This is a genomic window from Peristeroidobacter soli (assembly GCF_004138485.1).
Lineage (GTDB): Bacteria > Pseudomonadota > Gammaproteobacteria > Steroidobacterales > Steroidobacteraceae > Steroidobacter > Steroidobacter soli.
Genome location: NZ_RYEV01000005.1, coordinates 1,029,838 through 1,050,757 on the forward strand (window position 1 = coordinate 1,029,838; position 20,920 = coordinate 1,050,757).

Here is a 20,920-nt window from a genome sequence, read left to right on the forward strand (position 1 = left end):
GGTGGTTAGCGGCGTCTGGCGGGGGAAGTGTCCTCCCGGCACCGCGACACACGCCGGCGCTGCGCTTCGCTCCCGCTGACGCGGGCGCCGTTGCTGCACATCCCTGTGGCTGCTACGGGGACCGACATCCATGTCGGATCCACGTTGCCGGGAGAACACTTCCCCCGCCAGCCGCCGCCGACACGGCGGTGGCGGTCGAGAGTGAAACTGCTGGTGTGTTATTCGTCGAGCCCAGGTACCGGAAACTCCTCGCACAACACTTTCACCTCGTCGTGAATGGCCTGCAGCTTCTTCTCATCGGCGGACGCGCGCAGTGCCTGAACGATCCATGCAGCAACTTGTTTCATCTGCGGCTCTTTCATCCCGCGCGTAGTCAGCGCCGGCGTGCCTAGCCGAACGCCGCTCGGCTTCAGCGGCGGACGCGGATCATCCGGGATCACTTGTTTATTCACCGTGAGTCCGGCGTGATCGAGCGCGGTCTCCGCGACGCGGCCATCGATATCGAACGACTGCACGGTGTCGATGACGATCAGATGATTCTCCGTGCCGCCGGTAACCAGCGTGCAGCCTTGATTCAGCAGTTCCTCTGCCAAGACACGCGCATTGCGCAGCACCTGCGAAGCGTAGGCTTTGAACGCCGGTTCGGCCGCGAGCTTCAGGGTCACCGCGATGCCGGCGACCGCATTCATGTGCGGTCCGCCCTGCATGCCAGGGAAAACCGCCGAGTCGATTTTCTGCGCAAGCGACGCCTTGCTCAAGATCATTCCGCCGCGCGGGCCGCGAAGCGACTTGTGCGTCGTGGTCGTCATCACGTCGAAGCCGGCGTCGAGGGGATTCTTCAAGGCGCCGCCTGCGATCAGGCCACCGACGTGCGAAACGTCCGCCATGCACAGCGCGCCTACATCATCGCCAATCGCGCGAAAGCGCGCATAGTCGACTTCGCGGGGATACGACGAGTGTCCGCAAAGAACGATCTTCGGTTTCACTTCGCGCGCAGTCGCGAGCACGGCGTCGTAGTCGATGTGACCCTCCGATCCGACCGTTTTATAGCGAACGAAATTGAAGATGCGCCCCATGCACGACACCGGCGCGCCATGCGTGAGATGCCCGCCGTGGGACAGATCCATCGCCAGCACCGTATCGCCCGGCGTGAGGCAAGCGAAATACACCGCTTGATTCATCGGCGAGCCGCTGAGCGGCTGAACGTTGGCATGCTCGGCACGAAACAAACCTTTGGCGCGTTCGATGGCGAGCGATTCGATGCGGTCGGTGAAGCGTTGGCCGCCGTAGTAGCGGCGGCCCGGGTAGCCTTCGGCGTATTTGTTGGCGAATACCGAGCCGTTGGTGGCGTAAACCTCGGGGAAGGCGTAGTTCTCGGACGGAATCAGCTCGAGGCCCTGGCGTTGCCGGCGTTCCTCGCCGAGCACGGCATCGAACACGTCGGGGTCGGACGATCGCAGCAAGTCGAATGAGATCTGCATGGCGGCGCTCCTGTGAAGGGGGGACTTGGTTGCCCAGGCGAGCGGCCGCGGCAGGGAGGATCCCTGCACGCATGCTTCCCGATGGTTGTTCCATCTACGCCAGTCACATGCGCGGAGCCGATGCTACGCCAACGTTTTCGTCTTGTGCAAGCTGGCACCGTGGCGCCGTGCGAATGTTTCGGTGACAATCCCGGCAAGCAATGAACTTCGATGAGTCAGGGAGCAACCATGCCGATCGACTACGCCAGGCTGACGGGCATGCGGTTCGAACCCGTGCGCCACACCTACACGCGGCGCGACACGATGCTGTATGCGCTGGGCTTGGGCGTGGGCGCGGACGATCCGACGGATGCGGGCGATCTCAAATATGTTTATGAGAAATCGCTGGTGGCGCTGCCGATGCAGGCGGTGACGCTCGCGGCGGTGCCGATGTTGCTGGCCGATCCGTCGTTCGGCATCAACTACAAATTGTTGTTGCACGCCGAGCAGACACTCATCGTTCACAAGCCGCTGCCGACCGAAGGCACGGTCAGTGGCGAGTTCAGCATCGACGAGATATACGACAAGGGCGAGAAGGGCGCGATCATGTACATGACGCGCAAGATCTTCGATACCGCCTCCGGCGATCTGCTCGCGACCATGGGGAACGTCGCGTTCCTGCGCGGCGATGGCGGATTCGGCGGCAAGAGCGAGGGGGCACCGAAGCCGCGGCCGGTGCCTGCCGATCGCGAGCCCGATCATTCGATCGTGATGGCGAATCCACGCAACCAGGCGCTGCTCTATCGCTTGTCGGGCGACTACAACCCCTTGCACAGCGATCCGGAGATCGCCGCCGTCGCTGGCTTCGACCGACCCATCCTGCACGGGCTGTGTCATTACGGTATGGCCGGGCGCGCCTTGATCAAGACGTTGTGCGGCGACGATCCGTCGCGCTTGCTGAGACTCGATACCCGCTTCACCAGTCCGGTCTATCCGGGCGAAGCGTTGCGCGTGGACCTCTGGAACATCAGTGGCGGTGACGCGTCATTCCGGGTAGTCGCGAGCGAACGCAACGTCGTCGTGCAAGACTTCGGTCGCTGCGAATATCGCACCTGAACCCGAGATCCCTCATCACCATGTTCTCAGCCTGCGGCGTCATCACGCTCACCACCGACTTCGGTCCCCAGGGGCCGTTCGTCGCCACCATGAAGGGACGCATCCTGGCACGGCTGCCGGAGGCGCGGATCATCGACGTGACTCACGACGTGCCGGTGTACTGGCCGGCGGAGGCGGGCTTCTGGCTGGCGCGGGCCTACGGTTACTTTCCGGAAGGCTCGGTGCATGTCGCGGTCGTCGACCCGGGCGTCGGCACGAAACGGGACATCGTGGCCGTCGTCGCCAACGGACATGCCTTTCTCGCGCCGGACAACGGACTGCTGGCGCCCATCGTGACCAAGGTGCCGGCGGCGAAGATCTATCGGTTCGATGCGGCCCAGGCCGGTATCCGATTCAAGCTGCCGCAGGCCAGCGCCACCTTCCACGGCCGGGACATTTTCGCGCCGCTGGCGGCCGAGATCGCCGGCCGGCGAGCCAGTCCGGCCGACCTGGGTCCGGAGACTCACGACATCGTGCCTTCCTGGGTGGATGAACCCAGCGTCGCCGCCGACCAGGTGGCCGGGGTGGTCATCACCACCGATCATTTCGGCAATCTGATCACCAACATCGACGCCAGCCTGATCGAGTCCTTCCGCCGTCCCATGGTCAAGACCGGCGGTCACAGCTTTGCCCTCAGACGCACCTATGGGGACGTGAGCCCGGGCGAGTTCCTGGCCCTCGTCAACTCCTTCGGCGTGGTCGAAATCGCCCGAGCCGAGCAGAGCGCGGCCGAGGCGCTGGGTCTGGGGCGGGGGGCGCCGGTCGTGGTCAGCGACGGCGTTTAACCTCAGTCCAACGCGGCGCACCCCGGTACCATCCCGGACGAACTATTTGAAGTGCCTGTCCTCCAAGCCATTGAAAACCGCCGCGACTCGTATATAGTCCGCAGGCTTCCGGCCCCGCCGGTTACCGATCTAGTTGATTTAGCTGGATTTTCCAGGAAAGGCCATGGTGGAGAGAGACGACGATCACTTCGATATCGATGATGACTTCGTCGCCGAGAGCGACGAAGACTCGAATTACGAGAAGTTTATCGATTCGGGCGCCCGACGAGCCCGACCCAACGCCAACGCCGCGGCGAAAAAAGGTAAAGCAGCCTGGAGCAAACTCGAGGATGTCTTGGCCGACCGGCGCCTGAAGAAAGAACTGAACGATTTCGAAGAAGAATAGTAAGGTGCCGCGCGAAGCCACTGGCTACCGCGCCCCTGCAGCTGAACGCCACTCCGGCCAAGCTCTCGAGGCCCGGAGTCAGGATGGTGCGCGCTGGCCCGCGACCCCGATCCTTTCAACACACCCTGGAAGAGCTCACAAATGACGATGGCTGATTCCACGCCCGCGGCGTCGCCGTGGGTAGTGCTCAAGTTCGGCGGCACCAGTGTTTCCTCGGTCGCCAACTGGAAAAACATCGCGGCAGTGGTCCGCGACCGGCTCGCTGAAGGGCTGCGCCCGGTGATCGTTCACTCCGCGCTCTCCGGCATTACCGACCGGCTCGAACAACTGCTCGCGGTCTCGCTCGACAGTCACAACACGCTCGGCAACGAAGCGCAGGCAGTGATGAATCAGATCGAGCAGCGTCATCGCGATCTGGCGCGCGATCTCGGCGTCACGCCCAGCCCGGATCTGGAAGAACAGTTCAAACGTCTGCGACAGATCGCTGCCGGCATCGCGCTGGTCGGCGAAGTGAGCGAGCGTCTGCGGGCTCGCGTGATGGCGCAGGGCGAATTGATGGCTACGCGCCTCGGCGCTGCGTTCCTTGCCGCGCAAGGTCTGGATGTGCAGTGGGTCGATGCTCGCACGGTGCTGAAGGCCGAGCAGCGTCGTAACGCGAATCTGCGTTCGAGCTATCTGTCCGCCACCTGTAACTTCGAGCCCGATCTGGAACTGCAGCGTCGCTGGTCGTCGCAGGGCACGGTGTTCATCTCGCAGGGCTTCATCGCCAGCGATGAGCAGGGCGACACGGTGCTGCTGGGGCGCGGTGGCTCCGATACGTCGGGCAGCTACTTCGCCGCGAAGTTGGGCGCACGTCGTCTGGAGATCTGGACCGACGTTCCCGGCATGTTCAGCGCGAACCCGCGCTCCGTGCCGACGGCTCGTCTGCTTCGTGCGCTCGAATACGATGAGGCGCAGGAAATTGCGAGCAGCGGTGCGAAGGTTCTGCATCCTCGCTGCATCATGCCGGTGAAGCAGTACGGCATTCCGCTCTACGTCTATGCGACGCAGACGCCGAAGCTCGAAGGCACCGTCATCACCACGCACGGTGGCAACGTTGCCGCGCAGGTGAAAGCGGTCACGATCAAGAAGAACATCACGCTGGTGTCGATGGAGACCGTCGGCATGTGGCATTCGGTGGGCTTCCTCGCCGATGCCTTCCAGGTGTTCAAGGATCACGGGTTGTCGATCGATCTGGTGTCGACCTCGGAAACCAGCGTCACCGTGTCGCTCGACCCGGCCGCGAATACCCTGGATAAGGCCACGCTCGAAGCGCTGGTCGTCGATCTCGGCAAGCTGTGCCGGGTCGAGGTCATCGGTCCGTGCGCGGCAGTCAGCCTGGTCGGAAGAAACATTCGCGCCATCCTGCATCGGCTGGGAGAGGCGCTCGAGCTGTTCGAAGAACAGAAGATCTATCTGGTGACTCAGGCCGCCAACGACCTGAACATCACGTTCGTGGTGGAAGAGGAGCAGGGCGATCGCCTGGTCTCGCGCCTGCACGACATCGCGATCCAGAAGATGACCGCCGATCGGGTGCTCGGCCCGACCTGGGAAGAGCTGTATGGCCCGAAGGACAAGGCAGCGCTCGATTTGAAGCAGTGGTGGCATGGCCGTCGCGACGATCTGCTGGCGCTCGGACGTGAGCATGGCGCGGCATTCGTTTACGACCGTGCGACGCTGACTGCCAAGGCCAAGGCGCTGCGCGCGCTGCCGGGCATCGCAGGGGTGTTCTATGCGCTCAAGGCCAACTGGCATCCGGAAATCCTGAAGCTGTTCGCCGAGCAGGGGCTGGGCTTCGAGTGCGTGTCGCAGTTCGAAGTCGAGCACGTCATGAAGACGCTGCCGACGCTCGACAAGAAGAAGATTCTGTTCACGCCTAACTTCGCGCCGCGCGCGGAGTACGAGTGGGGCGTGAGCCAAGGCATCTGGGTGACGCTCGATAACCTGCATCCGCTCAAGGCGTGGCCGGAAGTGTTCAAGGGCCGTGATGTGTTCATTCGCATCGACACCGGCTATGGCCGCGGTCATCACGACAAGGTGCGCACGGCGGGCGTGCATTCGAAGTTCGGCGTGCCGTTGTTCGAAATGGATGAGCTCGAGCGTCTGGTCAAGGCGGCGGGCGCACGCGTGGTCGGCTTGCATGCGCACACTGGCAGCGGTGTGTTCACCGTCGACAATTGGAAGTCGGTGGGCGATACGCTGACTGCGCTCACGCAGCGCTTCACGGACGTGCAGATCGTCGATCTGGGCGGCGGCCTCGGTGTGCCGGAGCGTCTGGGACAGCAGGGCGTGAAGCTCTCCGAGTTCGGCGAGACGCTGGCCGCCTTGAAGGCCGCGCATCCGAAGCTGACGCTGTGGATCGAGCCGGGCCGCTATCTGGTTGCCGAAGCCGGCGTGCTGATCGCGCAAGTGACCCAGCTGAAGGGCAAGGGCGAAGTGAACTACGTCGGTGTCGCGACGGGCATGAACTCACTCATCCGTCCGGCGCTGTACGGCGCGCATCATGAGATCGTGAATCTCACGCGCATCGACGATCTCGCGACCGAGGTCTACAACGTCGTCGGTCCGATCTGTGAGTCGGGCGATCAGCTGGGCAATGACCGGTTGCTGCCGCCGACGCAGGAGGGCGATGTGCTCCTGATCGCGACGGCGGGCGCATACGGACGGGCCATGAGCTCGACGTACAACCTGCGTGAGCCGGCCATCGAGGTGCTGGTCTAACCGATCAGCTGACGTCCTGAAGCAGCTGCCTCGCCTGATCGGTGAGGCGCTGCGCATCCTTGCCGATGACGGGATCGTTGGTGAGGTCTTGCAGACGCATGACGCTGGACTGGAGAAAGGTCGCAGCGTCGCGCTGATGCTGCTCGCCGAGCATCGAATGCGCCTTGCCCAGGCGGAAATTCGTCATCCCGGGAAGCATGCGGATCTCGGCGATATCGGTCGGCTTCGCGGGCGGCGCTTCGTTGACCAGTTGCAGCGCCCGATTCAAATGGATCAGCGCCGTCTCCGGCTGACCTTTCAAGAGATAACTGTCGCCGAGATGATTCAGCACATACGCGATGGCGAGCGTGGCCTGCTCGTTCGCCGGATCGGTTCGCTGCAAATGCTCGACTCGCGACAGCGCCACCTGAATCTTCTCCAGCGCCGGATCGGGCTGCTTCAGATGGTTATAAGCCTCGCCCACGTTGACGCCGACGAACGCCGCGCCGCGTAGTGCTGCCGCGTCGGCCGGATATTCCTGCGCGAGCTGCTCGGCATAGTCGGACGACTTCAGGTAATGCTCCAGCGCGGGCTCGTATTGTTCGGCCCGTATATGGGCAAAGCCGATGCGACTGTGGATCAGCGCCATGTCGCGACGGGCCCCTGGATCCTCGGGTTGCTCGGCGAGCAGGCGCTCGAATGTTTCTTGCGCCGACCGGAGCGTTGCCAGTGCCCGCGGCAGATCGACCGTGCTCAGGTCCGTTCCCAACAACATCTGCGCGGCCGCCGCCATTCGATGATCCTCGCTGCGGGCGTCGGGCATGGCAACCAGTCTCTTGCCGACGGCGTTGGCGGATTCCGCCAATGGGATCGCCTCATCGAGCTTGCTTTGCGCCGCCAGCAGCTCGCTCAACGAAATGTAACTGCGCAGCAGGTCGGACAGGTCGGTGACCGTCGGACTCTGCTCAGCGACCTGTTCGCGCAGACGGAGTGCTCGACGATAGCTCTGCACGGCGCCTTCGGTGTCGCCGATGTTGGCGCCGAGATAGTCGCCCTGAACGTCGCCGAACCGCAGGTACGCCTGCGCCAGCTCGCGTTTGAAGTCCAGCGAGTCCTGCGCTTCACCTTCCAGCGCGGCGATATGTTTCAGGGAGTTCTCGACCAGCAGCTTGCGCACTTCGGTGGCGCCGGGCAGGTTGACCGCCGCGCCGTAGACGTCTCGCAGATAGGTGTTGGTGAGCTTGCGAATCTCAGCCAGGTGACGCTCGGCACGCGCGCGCTCCATGCGTGCCACGTGCGCTTGCCATGCGGTCGTAACGACGCCCGTGACGATTGCCACAGCAAACAAACTGATCGCGACCGTCGCGGCCTTGTGTCGCATCACCAGCTTTCGCGTGCGATACAAAGGGCGGGGCGGATGCGCGTGCACCGGAAAGCCTCGCTGATAGCGATGCAGCTCTTCGGCCAGATGCTCGGCGGAGCCGTAACGATCTTCGGGCTCCTTTGACAGCGCCTTCATCACGACGGCGTCGAGATCGCCGCGCAGCTGGCGGGCGATGCGACGATACGCAGGCGCGTTGCTTTCTGCAGCGGCGACACTGGGCAGGCGAGGCGGACGATCGCCGACCGCCGCGGCAGCTTCCCAGCCGAACAACTCGCCTGGCACCTCGAAGGGCAAGGTGCCCGTGAGCAATTTGTAGATCAGCACGCCGAGCGAATAGACATCGCTTGCCGTGGTGATCGGTTCGCCGCGGATCTGCTCGGGGCTGGCGTATGCCGGCGTGAGCGCCACGACCTGATTCACCATCGTGTGAGACGGATCGCTGGCGGCGTTGAGCAACTTGGCGATGCCAAAGTCCAACAGCTTCACGACGCCACTCCGGGTCACGAGAATGTTGCTGCCCTTGAGATCGCCGTGAACCATCAGGTGCTGGTGCACGTAATGCACGGCGCCGCACAGGGTGCGTACCAGATCGAGGCGCGAGGTGATGCTCAGCCCGCGCTCTTCGCAATAGGCGTCGATGGGCTGACCCTCGACGTATTCCATCACGATATAGGGCGCGCCGGTCTCGGTGACGCCGCCATCGAGCAGCTGTGCGATGTTCGGATGACTGAGCTGGGCGAGCATCTGGCGCTCGTCCCGCAGTCGCTGGAGCAGGCTGTGCGTGTCCAGGCCCGGGCGCAGCAGTTTGATCGCGACTTCTTTGTAGTACTGATCGTCGTCGCGTGCCGCCTTGTACACGTGGCTCATGCCGCCGCGGCCGATCTCGCTGATGATGCGATAGTTGCCGAGGCGACGACCCTGCCAATTCAGCGGCTCGAGGGCGGGGGCGAGGCCGGCCCGCTCAACGGCGGGGCGCTCGATGAACCCGAGGCTGCTCTCGTGGGCGTCGAGCAGGGAGCGAACCTGGGCGAGCAGCTCGATATCCTCGCCACAGGATCGATCCAGGAATGCCGAGCGTTCGGCCGTGGGATGTTCCAGTGCCGAGGAGAACAGGTCCTTGATCTGATGCCAGCGGTCGAGTTGCAAGGGCGCGCCCGGGTTTGAGACCCGGAGTGTAACAATCCCGGCGCGCGCCCGGGGTCAATTCCTACGTGCTATTCGTCGCTCGCCATCATGGCGCGTTCGCCATCGCGCATTTCCTGCGCCGTCAAAGTGCCGTCACCGTCCTTATCCATCTTGCTGAACCGTTCCTTGCTACCGGCCATGTACTCGGCCTGGCTCAGCTTGCCGTCGTTGTTCGTGTCCAGCTTGGCGATCTTTTCTTCCGAGGACATCATCTTCGGCATGGACTTGCCCGTGCCGCTCGGATCGTAGGCCTTCTTGTCGGCCATCTTGTCCTCGGTCGGGCCGCTCTCGGTGCGCGCCGTCGCATGACCCTTGTCCTTCATCATCGACGCGTGCATGGCATCCATTTCCTGGGCGGTTACGGAACCGTCCTTGTTGGCGTCCATCTTGGAGAACATCTCCTTGGAGCCGTCGGCGTACTCGGCGGCCGTGATCTTGCCGTCGCCGTTCTTGTCCATCATTTTCATGTGATCGTCTTTGCCGCCGCCGGCCAGCGCGACTCCGCACAGAACGCTGGCGACCGCGACCGGAATGAGCCTGGAAGAGAATGATTTCATGAGAAGCTCCCTTGCCTCGAAGTACTCATTCAACGTAATACGCCAACTCAAGTTCCAGGCCGGTCACGGCTGGTGGTGTTCGCTTTCAGCCGTGTCCGACGCGCTGTCAGACGGGTCATTGCGCCCCGTCCCCCATCCAGCTGTGTACCGGCATCATCGCCGTTGCCGCTGAATGACTTGAGGCTTGATGCCGGCGCGATTGCAGGCTGCAGCCCTGGCCTGTACTCTCGCGCCGTGCGTAGATTTTGCTGGCAACGCTGGACCCTGATTTTCCTGCTGATGGCCCGTCTGGTCATCGGCGAGCTGGGTCATGCGATGCCGATGGCCGGCATGTCGCCGCTCGAGCACGCCGCGACCGGGATGGCTGTCGATCCCGCCTGCGCCGAGCACGATGCGGGTGGCATGTCCCATCAGGCCGATGCTTCCGACGCCGCCAGCGCGCACTCCGATGGTGAGCACGACTGCTGTAAAGCCGGCGATTGCGAATGTCCGTGCTTGCACGCGCCCTGCGTGGCGCTCGATGCAGCTGTCATGAATCCTGTTGCGATTACATTACTGAGCATTCCCCAGGGCGTGCAGACCGTCACGTCACTGCGCCCCTCCAGGCTATTCCGACCTCCCGCCTGATTCTCCTGGCTGATGTTTGCCGAGCGCCCGCGGGTACCTCGAGGTATCGGTGCGCGCATGTCGAATATTTGATCGAGAGAATTTCATGTCATCGATGCAATCATCGCGAGCGCGCCTGCCGCAGCTCTCGCGCAGGCGTTTCATGCAGGCGGCAGGCGCTGGACTGTTCGTACTGGGTCAACAGGAGCTGTGGGCCCAGAATCAGACCCAGACCGTACTGACGGGCAGCCAGTTCGATCTGCAGATCGGCGAGGCGGCCTTCAACTTCACCGGCAATCGCCGGATCGGCACCGTCATGAACGGGCAGATTCCCGGGCCATTGCTCCGCTGGCGCGAAGGCGACACGGTCACGTTGCGGGTCGCGAATCGACTCGCCGCGCGCAGCTCCATCCATTGGCACGGCATGATCGTACCGGCGGACATGGACGGCGTGCCGGGCCTGAGCTTCGCGGGCATTCCGAGCGGTGGCGAATATCAGTACCGATTCAAGGTGAACCAGGCCGGCACCTATTGGTATCACGCGCATTCGCGCTTTCAGGAACAGACCGGGCTCTATGGCCCGATCGTGATCGAGCGTCGCGGCGGCGAGCGCTTTCCAACCGAGCGTGACTACGTCGTGATGCTGTCCGACTGGACCGATCTGGATCCGGAGCGGATCTTCGCGGTGCTGAAGAAGCACAGCGACTACTACAACTTCGGCCGCCGCACCGCCGGCGATTTCTTCGCCGACGTACGTAAGAACGGTTTGGGGCCAACCCTCGCCGATCGCCGCATGTGGGGCGAGATGCGCATGAATCCGACCGACATGCTCGATGTCTCGGGCTATGCGTACACGTATCTGATGAATGGCGTGACACCGACCGGCAACTGGACGGGCCTGTTCTCGCGCGGTGAGAAAGTGCGGCTGCGCTTCATCAATGGCTCATCGATGTCGTTCTTCGATGTGCGCATTCCGGGATTGAAGCTCACCGTCGTTGCGACCGACGGTGTGGATGTCGAGCCGGTGTCGGTGGATGAGTTCCGCATCGGCGCGGCGGAAACCTACGATGTGATCGTGGAGCCGAAGGACGATCGCGCGTACACGATCTTTGCGCAGGCGATGGATCGGTCGGGATACGCGCGCGGCACGCTGGCGCCGAGCCCGGGAATGGTGGCGGAGGTTCCGGCGCTGGATCCGCGACCGCTGCTGACGATGAGTGATATGGGGCATGGTGGGCATGGCTCGGCCGCTCCCGCTGGCCAGGTTGATCACAGCCAGATGAATCATGGGGCGCAGGCGCAAGGCGCCGTCGATCACGCGGCGATGGGCCATGAGTCAGCGACAGCGATTGACCATGCGGCAATGGGGCACGGGGCATCGACGGCGGTTGATCACGCCGCAATGGGTCACGGGACATCGACAGCGGTTGACCACGCCGCAATGGGGCATGGTTCGTCGACAACGGTCGAGCATCCGGCGACGGAGCGGACGCCTTTGCTCGACATGCAGGTCGATCAGCCTCGGGTCGGACTCGACGATCCCGGCGTCGGCTTGAGAAACAATGGACGGCGCGTGCTCACATACGCCGATCTTCGAACCATCGGCGGTCCCATCGATCGTCGCGAGCCGGGACGCGAGATCCAGTTGCATCTCACCGGTCACATGGAACGGTTCGTCTGGTCCTTCAACGGCCAGAAGTTCTCCGACGCCAAACCGCTGAAGTTCCAGCTCGGCGAGCGGCTGCGGATCACGCTGGTGAATGACTCGATGATGACGCATCCGATTCACCTGCATGGCATGTGGAGCGAAGTCGAAGATGCGTCGGGCAACTTCCAGGTGCGCAAGCATACGGTGAATGTGCAGCCGGGGCAGAAGCTGAGCTACGCCGTCACGGCCGATGCGCCGGGTCGATGGGCGTATCACTGCCATCTGCTGTATCACATGGAAGCGGGCATGATGCGGGAGGTACACGTCGAGCCCGGCGAGGGCGTCGCGGGTCGGGGTGGTCATGGAGATCACTCATGAGCGCTCTGATCAAACTGCACGTCGCGCTGGCGTTGTTCGCCGCCGTTGTCACGACCGCTGCCGCTCAAGACGAGCAGCGCACCGAGAGTGAGCGTGCGCACATTCCACCAGACCCGCCTCAGCACGAAATGGGGGACATGTCGGAAAAGGAGATGGCGGAGCTGATGAACATGGACGACACCGCGCCGTTCGGCATGGTGGCCTTCGATCAACTCGAATGGCGTGACAGCGATGGCGGCGACACGCTGTTCTGGGATGGCCGTGCCTGGTTCGGGAACGACTACGACAAGGCCTTGCTCAAGACCGAAGGCGAGCGTTTCGAGGGCGAGTATGAAGGCTCGGTCGAGCTGCTGTGGGATCGGGTCATTTCACGTTGGTGGAGTTTGCAAGGCGGTGTGGCCCACGATTTTGGCGAGGGTCCGTCGCGAACCTGGGCGGCCTTCGGGTTGCAGGGACTCGCGCCGTATTGGTTCGAGGTCGAAGCATTGGCATATGTGGGAGAGCAGGGCCGGACCGCGGCCAGTTTCTCCGCGGAATATGAAATGTTTCTGACGCAGCGGCTGGTATTGCAGCCGAAGCTGGAATTGAAACTGTACGGCAAGGACGATCCAGCCAACGGCATCGGCTCAGGCTTCAGCAGTACCGAGCTGGGACTGCGCCTGCGATATGAGATTCGCCGCGAGTTCGCGCCTTATCTTGGGGTGGTGTGGTCACGGAAGTTTGGTGAGACTGCGGACCTGGCGCGAAACCATGGCGACGATGCAGATGAACTGCAGCTGGTCGCCGGGTTGCGAGTCTGGTTCTAACGAGGCACTTGCCAACCAGTTGAGAATCGTTATCATCTCTGGCGCTCGCTGGGTTCTCCAGCGAGCCGCCAGCTCTCGGGCCAGCAAACAACAGTCCGCAACGGACGGCTGAGCCAAACGACATTGCTGCCGACCCTGCGGACCGAAATCGTGCGTCCGATAACAAGGGAGTCCCCGCCATGTCTGTTTCTTCTCGCGCATCAGCACCGCTGATGGTTCGTCATGCCTTGCATATTTGCAGTCTCGCCGCCGTGGTTTCGGCGATGGTCGGCACGGCTCATGGCGCGGAAACGGCGAAAGCGGGTAAGGAGCTGCCCACCGGCGGCCACACCGGCAATGCGTTCATTGCCACGTGGGACGACGATGGCGATGGCAAAGTCACCCGCGCCGAATATGAAACGGTTCGCAAAGCCCGCTTCGCAACCACCGACAGCGATCACAACGGCTCGCTCACCGTCGAGGAGTACGTGAACGAATATGCGGTCCGCCTGGATCGCGATATCGCCGATGAGCGCGACGCGTCGCTGAAACAAACCGATACTCGCTTCAAAGCACTGGACAAGGACGAAGACAAGTTCATCAGCCGCGCCGAGTATGACAGCTCGGGCGAGCGCGCCTTCGTGCATCTGGATCGGAACAAGGATGGCCGGATCACCAATGACGACGCCGAGCCCGATGCCAGGAAAGAGCCGCGGCGTCGTTCGGTCATCGGCATGCCGACCTCGCACACTCTCGCCGGCATGCTCGAGATCTACGACGACGATGGCGATGACGTCCTTACGCGTGCCCAGTACGACGCGGAGCGGCCCAAAGTGTTCGCTGCCACCGATACGAACAAGGATGGCAAGCTCGATCACGATGAGTATGTGAAGGAGTTCGTGGCGCGGCTGAGCCTGCGCATCGAAGACCGCCGCCAGGCGCAGCTCAAGCAGGGGCGCGTGCGCTTCAAGGCTATCGACACCAACGAGAACGGCGACATCAGCCGCGACGAATACTTTGCGATGAGCGCGCGCATGTTCGATCGCACCGACACCAACAAAGATGGCGTCATCACGCAGGACGATCCGCCGCCCGTGCGTGAGCCGCGCCAGGATCAGCGGGCTGTCACCAGCCAGGTGCAAACACCTTGATTCGCACTCACTAATTACACCAACAAACGCCCAGTCAGCGCAGGACGCCAACCAGGCATCGCTTCAAATGCATTCTGTCTGGAGTTTCTCATGCGTACCTCGAGTACCGTTCTGTCACTGGCGGTCGCCGCGACTTTGTTGTCGGCGTTCCGTCCCAGCGTTGCCGCCGAGCAGGACAAGGCGCAGCAACTGAACAAGATCAACGTCACCGCCGAAGACGAAGCCCGCTCCACAGTCGGCAATGCCAAAGTCGTCGGCGTCAAGGAGCTGGAGGACGAGCAGGCGCAGAATTTCGAGGATGCGATTCGTTACATTCCGGGCGTGAGCATCGTCGACCTGGGACGCTTCGGCGATAATGGCTTCAACATCCGCGGTCTCGAAGGTGATCGCGTGGCGCTGACTGTCGATGGCTTGTCGTTCGCCGAATCGTTGGAGACCACGCCGGCGTACGAGTTCTTTCGCTCGGGGCGCGGCGACATCGACATCGACTCGCTCAAGGGCATCGAAGTCGTCAAGGGCGCCGATTCCATCACGGCCGGCAGCGGTGCGCTCGGCGGTGCGGTCATGTTCACGACCAAGGATCCGTACGACTATTTGAGCCCGGCGGGCAACGATAGTTATTTCCGCATCAAGACGGGCTATACCAGCAGCACCGATGAGCTGATGACGACGGCGACGCTCGCCAATCGCACCGGTCCGGTGGAGTCGATGCTGTTGTACACGCGGCGGCGTGGCCACGAAGCAGAGTCGTGGTATGACTCATCGCCGATCGTGGCGGGCTCGGGGCGTCGCACGCCCGATCCAATCGACCACGACAGCGACAGCGTGCTCGCCAAGGTCGATTTCCTGATCGGCGAAAACCAGCGCTTCGGCCTGGTCGGCGAGTACAGCCGCGCCACGAACGAGGTCAACAATCTTTCTCGCGTCGGTGGCCCCGGCTATCTCACGCGCCGCGCCGATGATGACAAGGACCGCGACCGCTACGGCATTCGTTATTCCTGGGATGCGGCCGGCACCTTCTTCGACAGCTTGGAATGGACGGCTGATCGCGTCGAGACCAAGAGCCGCGGACTGACGACGATTCTCGCCGGCACCGGCTGCGTGCCAGCGAATGTCGTGCCGTGCTTGCGAAGTGAGAATCGCGCGACGGATCAGGTGCTCGACCGCTCGGCGTTGGATCTCACGAAGGCATGGCGGACTGGAAGTGTGGGTCATGATCTGATCTATGGCCTCGCGTGGCAGAAGCGTGAAGTCGACTTCGTCGCGGTGGATTCGCGGTACATCGGCACGACCCGCGACACGAGCTCCGTGACCGTCGATCCGGATCAAGTGCCTAACACCGATGTCACGGCCTACAGCGCGTACCTGCGTGACAGTGTTTATCTGCTGAATGACCGGCTCACGCTGCATGCCGGTGCGCGCTACGACCGCACGGAATACTCACCGAACCTCGATACGCAATTCGTCGATTCGACCGGCTCGGTACGCGACGTGGAGTTCTCGGCGCCGACGTGGCAGGCCGGTGTCGACTTCAAGTTCACGCCGGAGCATTCCGTGTGGGCGCAAGTCGGTCGCGGCTTCCGTGCGCCGACGGTGGGTGAGCTGTATGCGCCGACGCAAAGCTCCACCGTGACCGAAGTGGCAACCGGCCGTCAGGTGTCGTTGTGGGACTCGGCGTCCAACCCGAATCTGGAGTCCGAGGAGAGCTTGAATACCGAGCTGGGTTATCGCTGGCAGACCGACAGCGTGCAGATCGGCCTCTCCGTGTATCGCGACAAGTACACCAACTTCATCGAGAGCGCCGAGTTCATTCTGAATCCGGGCACGCAGTATCGTAGCTGCTCGGGCAGCACCTGTACCGTCACGCAGGGCAAGGAATATACGATGGCCGCCAACGTGGGCGAGGTGACGGTCAAGGGCGTCGAGGTCGAGGGTCGCTGGCAGATCGCTCAGCAATGGTCGGCGCGACTCGCCTGGGCTTATAGCGAGGGAGAGCAGGGTAACGGCGATCCGCTGCCGAGCATCATGCCAGCCAGCGGCGTGCTCGGAATTCGTTATCAGTCCCCGACTCAGCGTTGGTCGCTGACGGGCAACGTCACACATACCGAGGCGAAGAAGCTCGAAGACGCGACGCTGACGCAGACGGCGGCCAATGATTTCTTCACATCGCTGGTGCCGGATTATTTGAGCAATGAGTACACCGTGCTGGATCTGTTCGGGGATATCAGCATCACCAAGGATCTGCGCCTCAACGCCGGCGTCTATAACGTCTTCGACAAGAAGTACTACCAGTGGCCGCGCGTGCGCTACGTAAACGAAGGCACGACGACGCTGTATGGCTACGTCACCGGCGACGGCATCGGACGTTACAGCGAGCCGGGACGCAACTTCCGCGTGTCGTTGTCGTGGCAGTTCTGACCAACGTCGACCTGACCTGCCCGAGCGTCCAAACGCCACATCCGCAGCGTCGTTTCGATTTGCAATCGGCCTAACCTACGCGAGCGCGCGTGAGCGCGCCTCGCGGCCCCAACCTCAGCGAGCGTGCGTTAGCACGCCTCGCGGTGTTCTGATTCGTCGAGTATTGGAGATGGATTGTATGATCAAGCCTGGTGTTGTGTTGGCGATGAGCGCTGTGTTGCTGGGTGCGGGCACCGCGCAGGCGCACTCACCATTCCTGCTGCCGAACCTGTTCGACCTCGGCAAGCGCGATCACGTGACCGTGCAAGGGTCCTTCACCGAGGAGTTCTTCTCGCCGGACGTGGTGATGAAGTCGGATGACTATCACGTCGTCACGCCGGCAGGCGCGAAGGTTCAGCTCACGCCGGTGTACACGCGTGACCTGGCCATCGTCGAAGCCGATACGAAGGAGGCGGGCACCTATCGCATCTCCACCGGCAAACGCGGCGGTCGGATGGCGAAGGCCGCGTGGGTCAATGGCGATTGGAAGTTCCTCGGCCCGAAGGAGGAAGCGCCGGCCGGCGCCAGGATCTACGACGTGACCAGCATCACGATGGCCGAAGTGTATGTAACGCAAGGCAAGCCGAACGATCAGGCACTGGCTGCACGTAACACCGGCCTCGAATATCGTGCGCTGTCACATCCGAGCTCGGCCTTCGTCGGTCAGGACGTGAAGTTCGAAGTGTTGTTCGATGGCAAGCCACTCGCGAACCATGCTGTGTCGGTATACGGAGCGAAGGCACTCTCGGCGGATCAGAAGCCGTTTGCCGAAGTGACGACGGACAAGGACGGCCGCTTCAGCTTCAAGCCGAGCGCGCCGGGCGCATATCTCGCGATGTCTCGTCATCGGCCCACACCGGCGAAGGATAGCCAGCAGGGCGTGAGCTACACCTACTCGGTGGTGCTGGAAGCGACGGAGTGAACCGCTACGCCCGGATGGCGATCTTCTCAGCGAACGTTCGCATCGTCTGTTCGATGGTGTAGGAACTGAGCACCTTGGCGTGCGCGGCCGAACCGAGCCGCGCACGCAGGGTATCGTCATCGGCCAGGGTGCCGAGCGCACTGACGGCGGCATCCACGTTGAGATTCTGATAGACGAGGCCCGTCACCTGATGCTCGACGGCCACGGACACCGAGGGCAGGCTCGGCACGACCGGCGGCAGGCCGGCGCACATGTATTCGAGAATGGCGAGCGACATCGCCTCGCCGCGGCTGGGATGAAACGCGGCCTCGCAGCCCGTCATGATTCGTGGCACGTCGCTGCGTTTTCCCAGGAAGTGCATGCGCCCGGCGACGTTGAGCTCAGCAGCGAGCTGCCGAAATTCCTCGAGATCCGGCCCATCGCCGACGTGCACGAAATGCACATGAGGCGGCAGCCTGGCGAGACAACGCACGGCGAAGTCGATGCCTTTGTACCGGGTGGCTCGACCGACGATCAGGAACGCCTTTGCGTCGGCCGGCAGCTGCAACTCGTTTCGCACCGAGGGCCGCAATGACGGATCGACCTCGAACGGACGGATGCCGTTGGTGACCGTGACACAGATGCTGGGATCCATGCGCCAGGTCTCGATGTGACGTTTGGTCACGTGTTCGGCGACGGCCAGGCACTGTGTCGGTGACATCACGCGCAGGCGGTTCAATGATGCTTTGAGCGCGCCTTTCCAGCCTCGGGCAGGGGGCGGGTCGCCAGGCACGTGATCGTGAACGACGATGTCTTTCACGCCGGCCAGGCGCCAGCGCGCATACAACGGGTTCAGGCCGGTCCAGTCGGTGAGATACACGTGCTCGATCCGGTGCTGCCGGATGAAGTCGGTGGAGCTCTGGTCGCGCATGTTCTGCCAATGCACCTTGATGCCCGCGTCGGTGATGACGGCGGGCACCGCGCCATGCAGGGGATAGGCCAGGTGACAGCGGCCGGGAAACTTGTTCGCGAGCACCACCCAGAACTGCTGGATGAAGTTCCAGGCATAGCCCACGTCCGGCTCGTAGTTGGCGACCATCAACACATTGCCCATGCGCGTGCGTCCTCGACCCCGCTTTGTTATTCGGGAGGGTATAGCGGGGCTGGCAGCGGATTATAAGGGGCCTTCAGACCGATTACCCGGACGCAGTCGCCGTTGGCTCACTTCCTGGCGGTGTGACGCCGTTCCAGTTCCTCCACGACCTGACCCAGAGAGAGCTGGCGGCTCTTCAACAGCAGGGTCAGATGGAACAGCAGGTCGGCAGCTTCGCCAACCAGCTTGTCGTCGCTCTGGGTCACCGCCGCGAGCGCGACTTCGACGCCTTCTTCGCCGACCTTCTGCGCCATGCGAGTCGGACCATCGGCCCACAGCCGCGCGGTGTAGCTGCCTTCGGGCCGCTCGCTGACCCGCTTCTCGATGACCGACTCGAGCCGGGACAGGAAGGCGAGGCGGGTCGCGGTCGTGCCGATCTCATCGCCAAAGCAGCTCGCCGTGCCATTGTGGCAGGTCGGGCCATCCGGCCTGGCCGTGATCAACAGCGTATCGTTGTCGCAGTCGATGGCGGCATCGACCAGCTGCAGGAAGTTGCTGGAGGTCTCGCCCTTGGTCCACAGCCGTTGCTTGCTGCGGCTGTAGAAGGTCACGCGTTTCTCGCCCAGCGTCTTGCGTAGCGCTTCGCGATTCATGTAGCCGAGCATGAGCACCTTGCCGGTGGTCGCGTCCTGCACGACCGCCGGCAGCAGGCCGTCGCCTTTGCTCCAGTCGAAGGATTCGATCTGGTCGAGCTTCATGGCCGGACCTCGATATGAGTATCGCGCAGATAGGTCTTCAAATCGGGAATCGGCAGTGCGCCCGTATGAAACACACTCGCGGCCAATGCGCCATCGACGTGCGCCTCGTTGAACACGCTGGCGAAATGTTCCTTCGCGCCTGCGCCACCCGAGGCGATCAGCGGTACCCGACACAACGCTCGCACGGCGCTGAGCTGCGCGATGTCGTATCCCTTGCGCACGCCGTCGCTCGCCATGCAGTTGAGCACGATCTCGCCCGCGCCACGCTCCTGCACTTCGCGCACCCAATCCAACGTCTTGCGCGCGGTGTTACGAGTGCGTTCCGGGTCGCCGGTGAATTGATACACCTGATAGGCGCCGTCGACCGTCTGACTGTCGATACCCACCACCACGCACTGCGCGCCGAAACGCGCACTGAGCCGGCTGATCAATTCAGGATCGGCCAGGGCAGGAGAGTTGATCGACACCTTCTCCGCGCCTTCACCGAGCACTTCCTCCGCATCGGCGACGCTACGAATGCCGCCTGCCACACAGAAAGGAATATCCAGGATGCGAGCGATACGACGGATCCAGCTGCGATCCACCGTGCGTCCATCGGGGCTCGCGGTGATGTCGTAGAACACCAGCTCATCGGCGCCTTCGTCACGATAGCGCTGCGCCAGTTCCAGGATGTCGCCCACGACCACGTGGTCGCGGAAGCGCACGCCTTTGACGACCTGACCGTCTCTTACATCGAGACAGGGGATGATGCGTTTGGCAAGAATGGCCGCAGCTCCTCAGGTGAAATCTTGTTTTCCAGCAGCGCTTTGCCGCTGATCACGGCAGCAACGCCGCAGTCGCGCAGGGCGATCAGGTCACGCGCGGTGGCGACACCGCCGGACGCTTGCCACTGCAGCTCGGGAAATCTGCGCACCGCATCCGCGTACAGCTCGAAGTTCGGGCCGGTGAGCGCGCCGTCTCGGGCGACGTCGGTGCACAGTACGTGATTGATGCCGGAGCGCATGTAACGTTCGACCAGGCTCCACAGATTGACACTGCTGGTCTGTTGCCAGCCGTGCGTCGTGAGCATCGGCAGGCCTGAGTCATCCAGGCGCACGTCCAATGCCAGCACGATACGCGTCGGATCGACTTCCGACAGCCAGGAAATCACCACGTCGGGTGAATTGATGGCGACACTGCCGACGACGGCGCGTTCGACGCCGGTCTCCAGCAGCGCCTTGACGCGCTCCAGCGAGCGCAGGCCGCCACCGACCTGCAGCTTGAGCGAGCGGTCGCCGGCGAACTTCACGATAGCCTCGCGGTTCGCCTGGGTACCGTCCTTCGCGCCGTCGAGATCGACGACATGAATGCGGCGCGCCCCGAAGGCGCGATAGCGGGCCAGGATTTCGGCCGGATCGTTCGAATACACCGTCTCGGCGGCGAAGTCGCCCTTGAACAGGCGCACGCACCGGCCTTCCTTCAGATCGATGGCAGGAATCAGCTCCATGGTTCTT

At 62.9% G+C, this 20,920-nt stretch carries 17 protein-coding genes and 1 riboswitch; of the genes, 10 read left to right on the top strand and 7 right to left on the bottom strand.

Annotated features, from left to right (window positions below):
• Positions 1-218: 218 nt before the first annotated feature.
• Entirely contained in the window at positions 219-1,481 is a 1,263-nt protein-coding gene (locus EKO19_RS25750) for a serine hydroxymethyltransferase (protein WP_129779915.1), read from the bottom strand.
• A 24-nt stretch (positions 1,482-1,505) separates the two neighbouring features.
• A riboswitch (ZMP/ZTP riboswitch) is annotated at positions 1,506-1,598 on the bottom strand.
• A 93-nt stretch (positions 1,599-1,691) separates the two neighbouring features.
• Between EKO19_RS25750 and EKO19_RS25755 the strand changes: the two genes are divergently transcribed.
• The 4 genes from EKO19_RS25755 to EKO19_RS25770 all read left to right on the top strand — a co-directional run bounded on the left by EKO19_RS25755 (position 1,692) and on the right by EKO19_RS25770 (position 6,545).
• The gene (locus EKO19_RS25755) at positions 1,692-2,576 is read left to right on the top strand and encodes a MaoC/PaaZ C-terminal domain-containing protein (protein WP_217705585.1); all 885 of its coding nucleotides are present in this window, start codon (positions 1,692-1,694) and stop codon (positions 2,574-2,576) included.
• A gap of 20 nt (positions 2,577-2,596) precedes the next feature.
• Entirely contained in the window at positions 2,597-3,400 is an 804-nt protein-coding gene (locus tag EKO19_RS25760) for an SAM hydrolase/SAM-dependent halogenase family protein (protein ID WP_129779917.1), read from the top strand.
• Positions 3,401-3,563: 163 nt separating this feature from the next.
• Entirely contained in the window at positions 3,564-3,785 is a 222-nt protein-coding gene (locus EKO19_RS25765) for a hypothetical protein (RefSeq protein WP_129779919.1), read from the top strand.
• 141 nt (positions 3,786-3,926) lie between these two features.
• On the top strand, positions 3,927-6,545 hold the full coding sequence (locus EKO19_RS25770) for a bifunctional aspartate kinase/diaminopimelate decarboxylase (protein WP_217705586.1): 2,619 nt from the start codon (positions 3,927-3,929) through the stop codon (positions 6,543-6,545).
• 4 nt (positions 6,546-6,549) lie between these two features.
• Here the strand turns inward: EKO19_RS25770 and EKO19_RS25775 are convergent, their stop codons facing one another.
• Together EKO19_RS25775 and EKO19_RS25780 are read right to left on the bottom strand one after the other, a co-directional pair.
• A complete protein-coding gene (locus EKO19_RS25775) occupies positions 6,550-9,054 on the bottom strand; it encodes a serine/threonine-protein kinase (RefSeq protein ID WP_129779921.1) in 2,505 nt (834 codons plus the stop codon).
• A gap of 68 nt (positions 9,055-9,122) precedes the next feature.
• The gene (locus EKO19_RS25780; protein ID WP_129779923.1) at positions 9,123-9,650 is read right to left on the bottom strand and encodes an EF-hand domain-containing protein; all 528 of its coding nucleotides are present in this window, start codon (positions 9,648-9,650) and stop codon (positions 9,123-9,125) included.
• A gap of 234 nt (positions 9,651-9,884) precedes the next feature.
• Between EKO19_RS25780 and EKO19_RS25785 the strand changes: the two genes are divergently transcribed.
• The 6 genes from EKO19_RS25785 to EKO19_RS25810 all read left to right on the top strand — a co-directional run bounded on the left by EKO19_RS25785 (position 9,885) and on the right by EKO19_RS25810 (position 17,597).
• Complete coding sequence (locus EKO19_RS25785; protein WP_129779925.1) at positions 9,885-10,277, top strand: CopL family metal-binding regulatory protein; 393 nt, start codon at positions 9,885-9,887, stop codon at positions 10,275-10,277.
• A gap of 94 nt (positions 10,278-10,371) precedes the next feature.
• Positions 10,372-12,282, top strand: a complete 1,911-nt coding sequence (locus EKO19_RS25790; protein WP_129780325.1) for a copper resistance system multicopper oxidase — start codon at positions 10,372-10,374, stop codon at positions 12,280-12,282.
• Entirely contained in the window at positions 12,279-13,088 is an 810-nt protein-coding gene (locus EKO19_RS25795) for a copper resistance protein B (protein WP_157995439.1), read from the top strand. The genes EKO19_RS25790 and EKO19_RS25795 overlap by 4 nt, the downstream gene beginning before the upstream one ends.
• 179 nt (positions 13,089-13,267) lie before the next feature.
• The gene (locus tag EKO19_RS25800; RefSeq protein ID WP_129779929.1) at positions 13,268-14,218 is read left to right on the top strand and encodes an EF-hand domain-containing protein; all 951 of its coding nucleotides are present in this window, start codon (positions 13,268-13,270) and stop codon (positions 14,216-14,218) included.
• 90 nt (positions 14,219-14,308) lie between these two features.
• Positions 14,309-16,636, top strand: coding sequence for a TonB-dependent hemoglobin/transferrin/lactoferrin family receptor (locus EKO19_RS25805; RefSeq protein WP_129779931.1), 2,328 nt, complete (start codon positions 14,309-14,311; stop codon positions 16,634-16,636).
• A gap of 178 nt (positions 16,637-16,814) precedes the next feature.
• Positions 16,815-17,597 (top strand): DUF4198 domain-containing protein, encoded by a 783-nt coding sequence (locus EKO19_RS25810; RefSeq protein WP_157995440.1) that lies wholly within the window; start codon positions 16,815-16,817, stop codon positions 17,595-17,597.
• Positions 17,598-17,601: 4 nt separating this feature from the next.
• Here the strand turns inward: EKO19_RS25810 and EKO19_RS25815 are convergent, their stop codons facing one another.
• The 4 genes from EKO19_RS25815 to hisA form a co-directional block, all read right to left on the bottom strand.
• On the bottom strand, positions 17,602-18,690 hold the full coding sequence (locus EKO19_RS25815) for a glycosyltransferase family 4 protein (protein ID WP_129779935.1): 1,089 nt from the start codon (positions 18,688-18,690) through the stop codon (positions 17,602-17,604).
• A 107-nt stretch (positions 18,691-18,797) separates the two neighbouring features.
• Complete coding sequence (gene hisIE / locus EKO19_RS25820) at positions 18,798-19,427, bottom strand: bifunctional phosphoribosyl-AMP cyclohydrolase/phosphoribosyl-ATP diphosphatase HisIE (protein ID WP_129779937.1); 630 nt, start codon at positions 19,425-19,427, stop codon at positions 18,798-18,800.
• Positions 19,424-20,191 carry an imidazole glycerol phosphate synthase subunit HisF gene (gene hisF / locus EKO19_RS25825; RefSeq protein WP_129779939.1) on the bottom strand — a complete coding sequence of 256 codons (768 nt, stop codon included), beginning with the start codon at positions 20,189-20,191 and terminating at the stop codon, positions 19,424-19,426. Before hisF ends, hisIE begins: the two co-directional genes overlap by 4 nt.
• Positions 20,155-20,913 (bottom strand): 1-(5-phosphoribosyl)-5-[(5-phosphoribosylamino)methylideneamino]imidazole-4-carboxamide isomerase, encoded by a 759-nt coding sequence (gene hisA, locus EKO19_RS25830; RefSeq protein ID WP_157995441.1) that lies wholly within the window; start codon positions 20,911-20,913, stop codon positions 20,155-20,157. The genes hisF and hisA overlap by 37 nt, the downstream gene beginning before the upstream one ends.
• Positions 20,914-20,920: the final 7 nt, after the last annotated feature.

Excerpts from the sequence above, each read along its gene's own strand:
- EKO19_RS25750 (WP_129779915.1), bottom strand. The coding sequence starts at position 1,481 with ATGCAGATCTCATTCGACTTGCTGCGATCGTCCGACCCCGACGTGTTC.
- hisIE (WP_129779937.1), bottom strand. The coding sequence starts at position 19,427 with ATGAAGCTCGACCAGATCGAATCCTTCGACTGGAGCAAAGGCGACGGC.
- hisA (WP_157995441.1), bottom strand. The coding sequence starts at position 20,913 with ATGGAGCTGATTCCTGCCATCGATCTGAAGGAAGGCCGGTGCGTGCGC.
- EKO19_RS25790 (WP_129780325.1), top strand. The coding sequence starts at position 10,372 with ATGCAATCATCGCGAGCGCGCCTGCCGCAGCTCTCGCGCAGGCGTTTC.
- EKO19_RS25760 (WP_129779917.1), top strand. The coding sequence starts at position 2,597 with ATGTTCTCAGCCTGCGGCGTCATCACGCTCACCACCGACTTCGGTCCC.
- EKO19_RS25755 (WP_217705585.1), top strand. The coding sequence starts at position 1,692 with ATGAGTCAGGGAGCAACCATGCCGATCGACTACGCCAGGCTGACGGGC.
- EKO19_RS25815 (WP_129779935.1), bottom strand. The coding sequence starts at position 18,690 with ATGGGCAATGTGTTGATGGTCGCCAACTACGAGCCGGACGTGGGCTAT.
- EKO19_RS25780 (WP_129779923.1), bottom strand. The coding sequence starts at position 9,650 with ATGAAATCATTCTCTTCCAGGCTCATTCCGGTCGCGGTCGCCAGCGTT.
- EKO19_RS25765 (WP_129779919.1), top strand. The coding sequence starts at position 3,564 with ATGGTGGAGAGAGACGACGATCACTTCGATATCGATGATGACTTCGTC.
- EKO19_RS25770 (WP_217705586.1), top strand. The coding sequence starts at position 3,927 with ATGACGATGGCTGATTCCACGCCCGCGGCGTCGCCGTGGGTAGTGCTC.
- EKO19_RS25805 (WP_129779931.1), top strand. The coding sequence starts at position 14,309 with ATGCGTACCTCGAGTACCGTTCTGTCACTGGCGGTCGCCGCGACTTTG.
- EKO19_RS25810 (WP_157995440.1), top strand. The coding sequence starts at position 16,815 with ATGATCAAGCCTGGTGTTGTGTTGGCGATGAGCGCTGTGTTGCTGGGT.
- EKO19_RS25795 (WP_157995439.1), top strand. The coding sequence starts at position 12,279 with ATGAGCGCTCTGATCAAACTGCACGTCGCGCTGGCGTTGTTCGCCGCC.
- EKO19_RS25800 (WP_129779929.1), top strand. The coding sequence starts at position 13,268 with ATGTCTGTTTCTTCTCGCGCATCAGCACCGCTGATGGTTCGTCATGCC.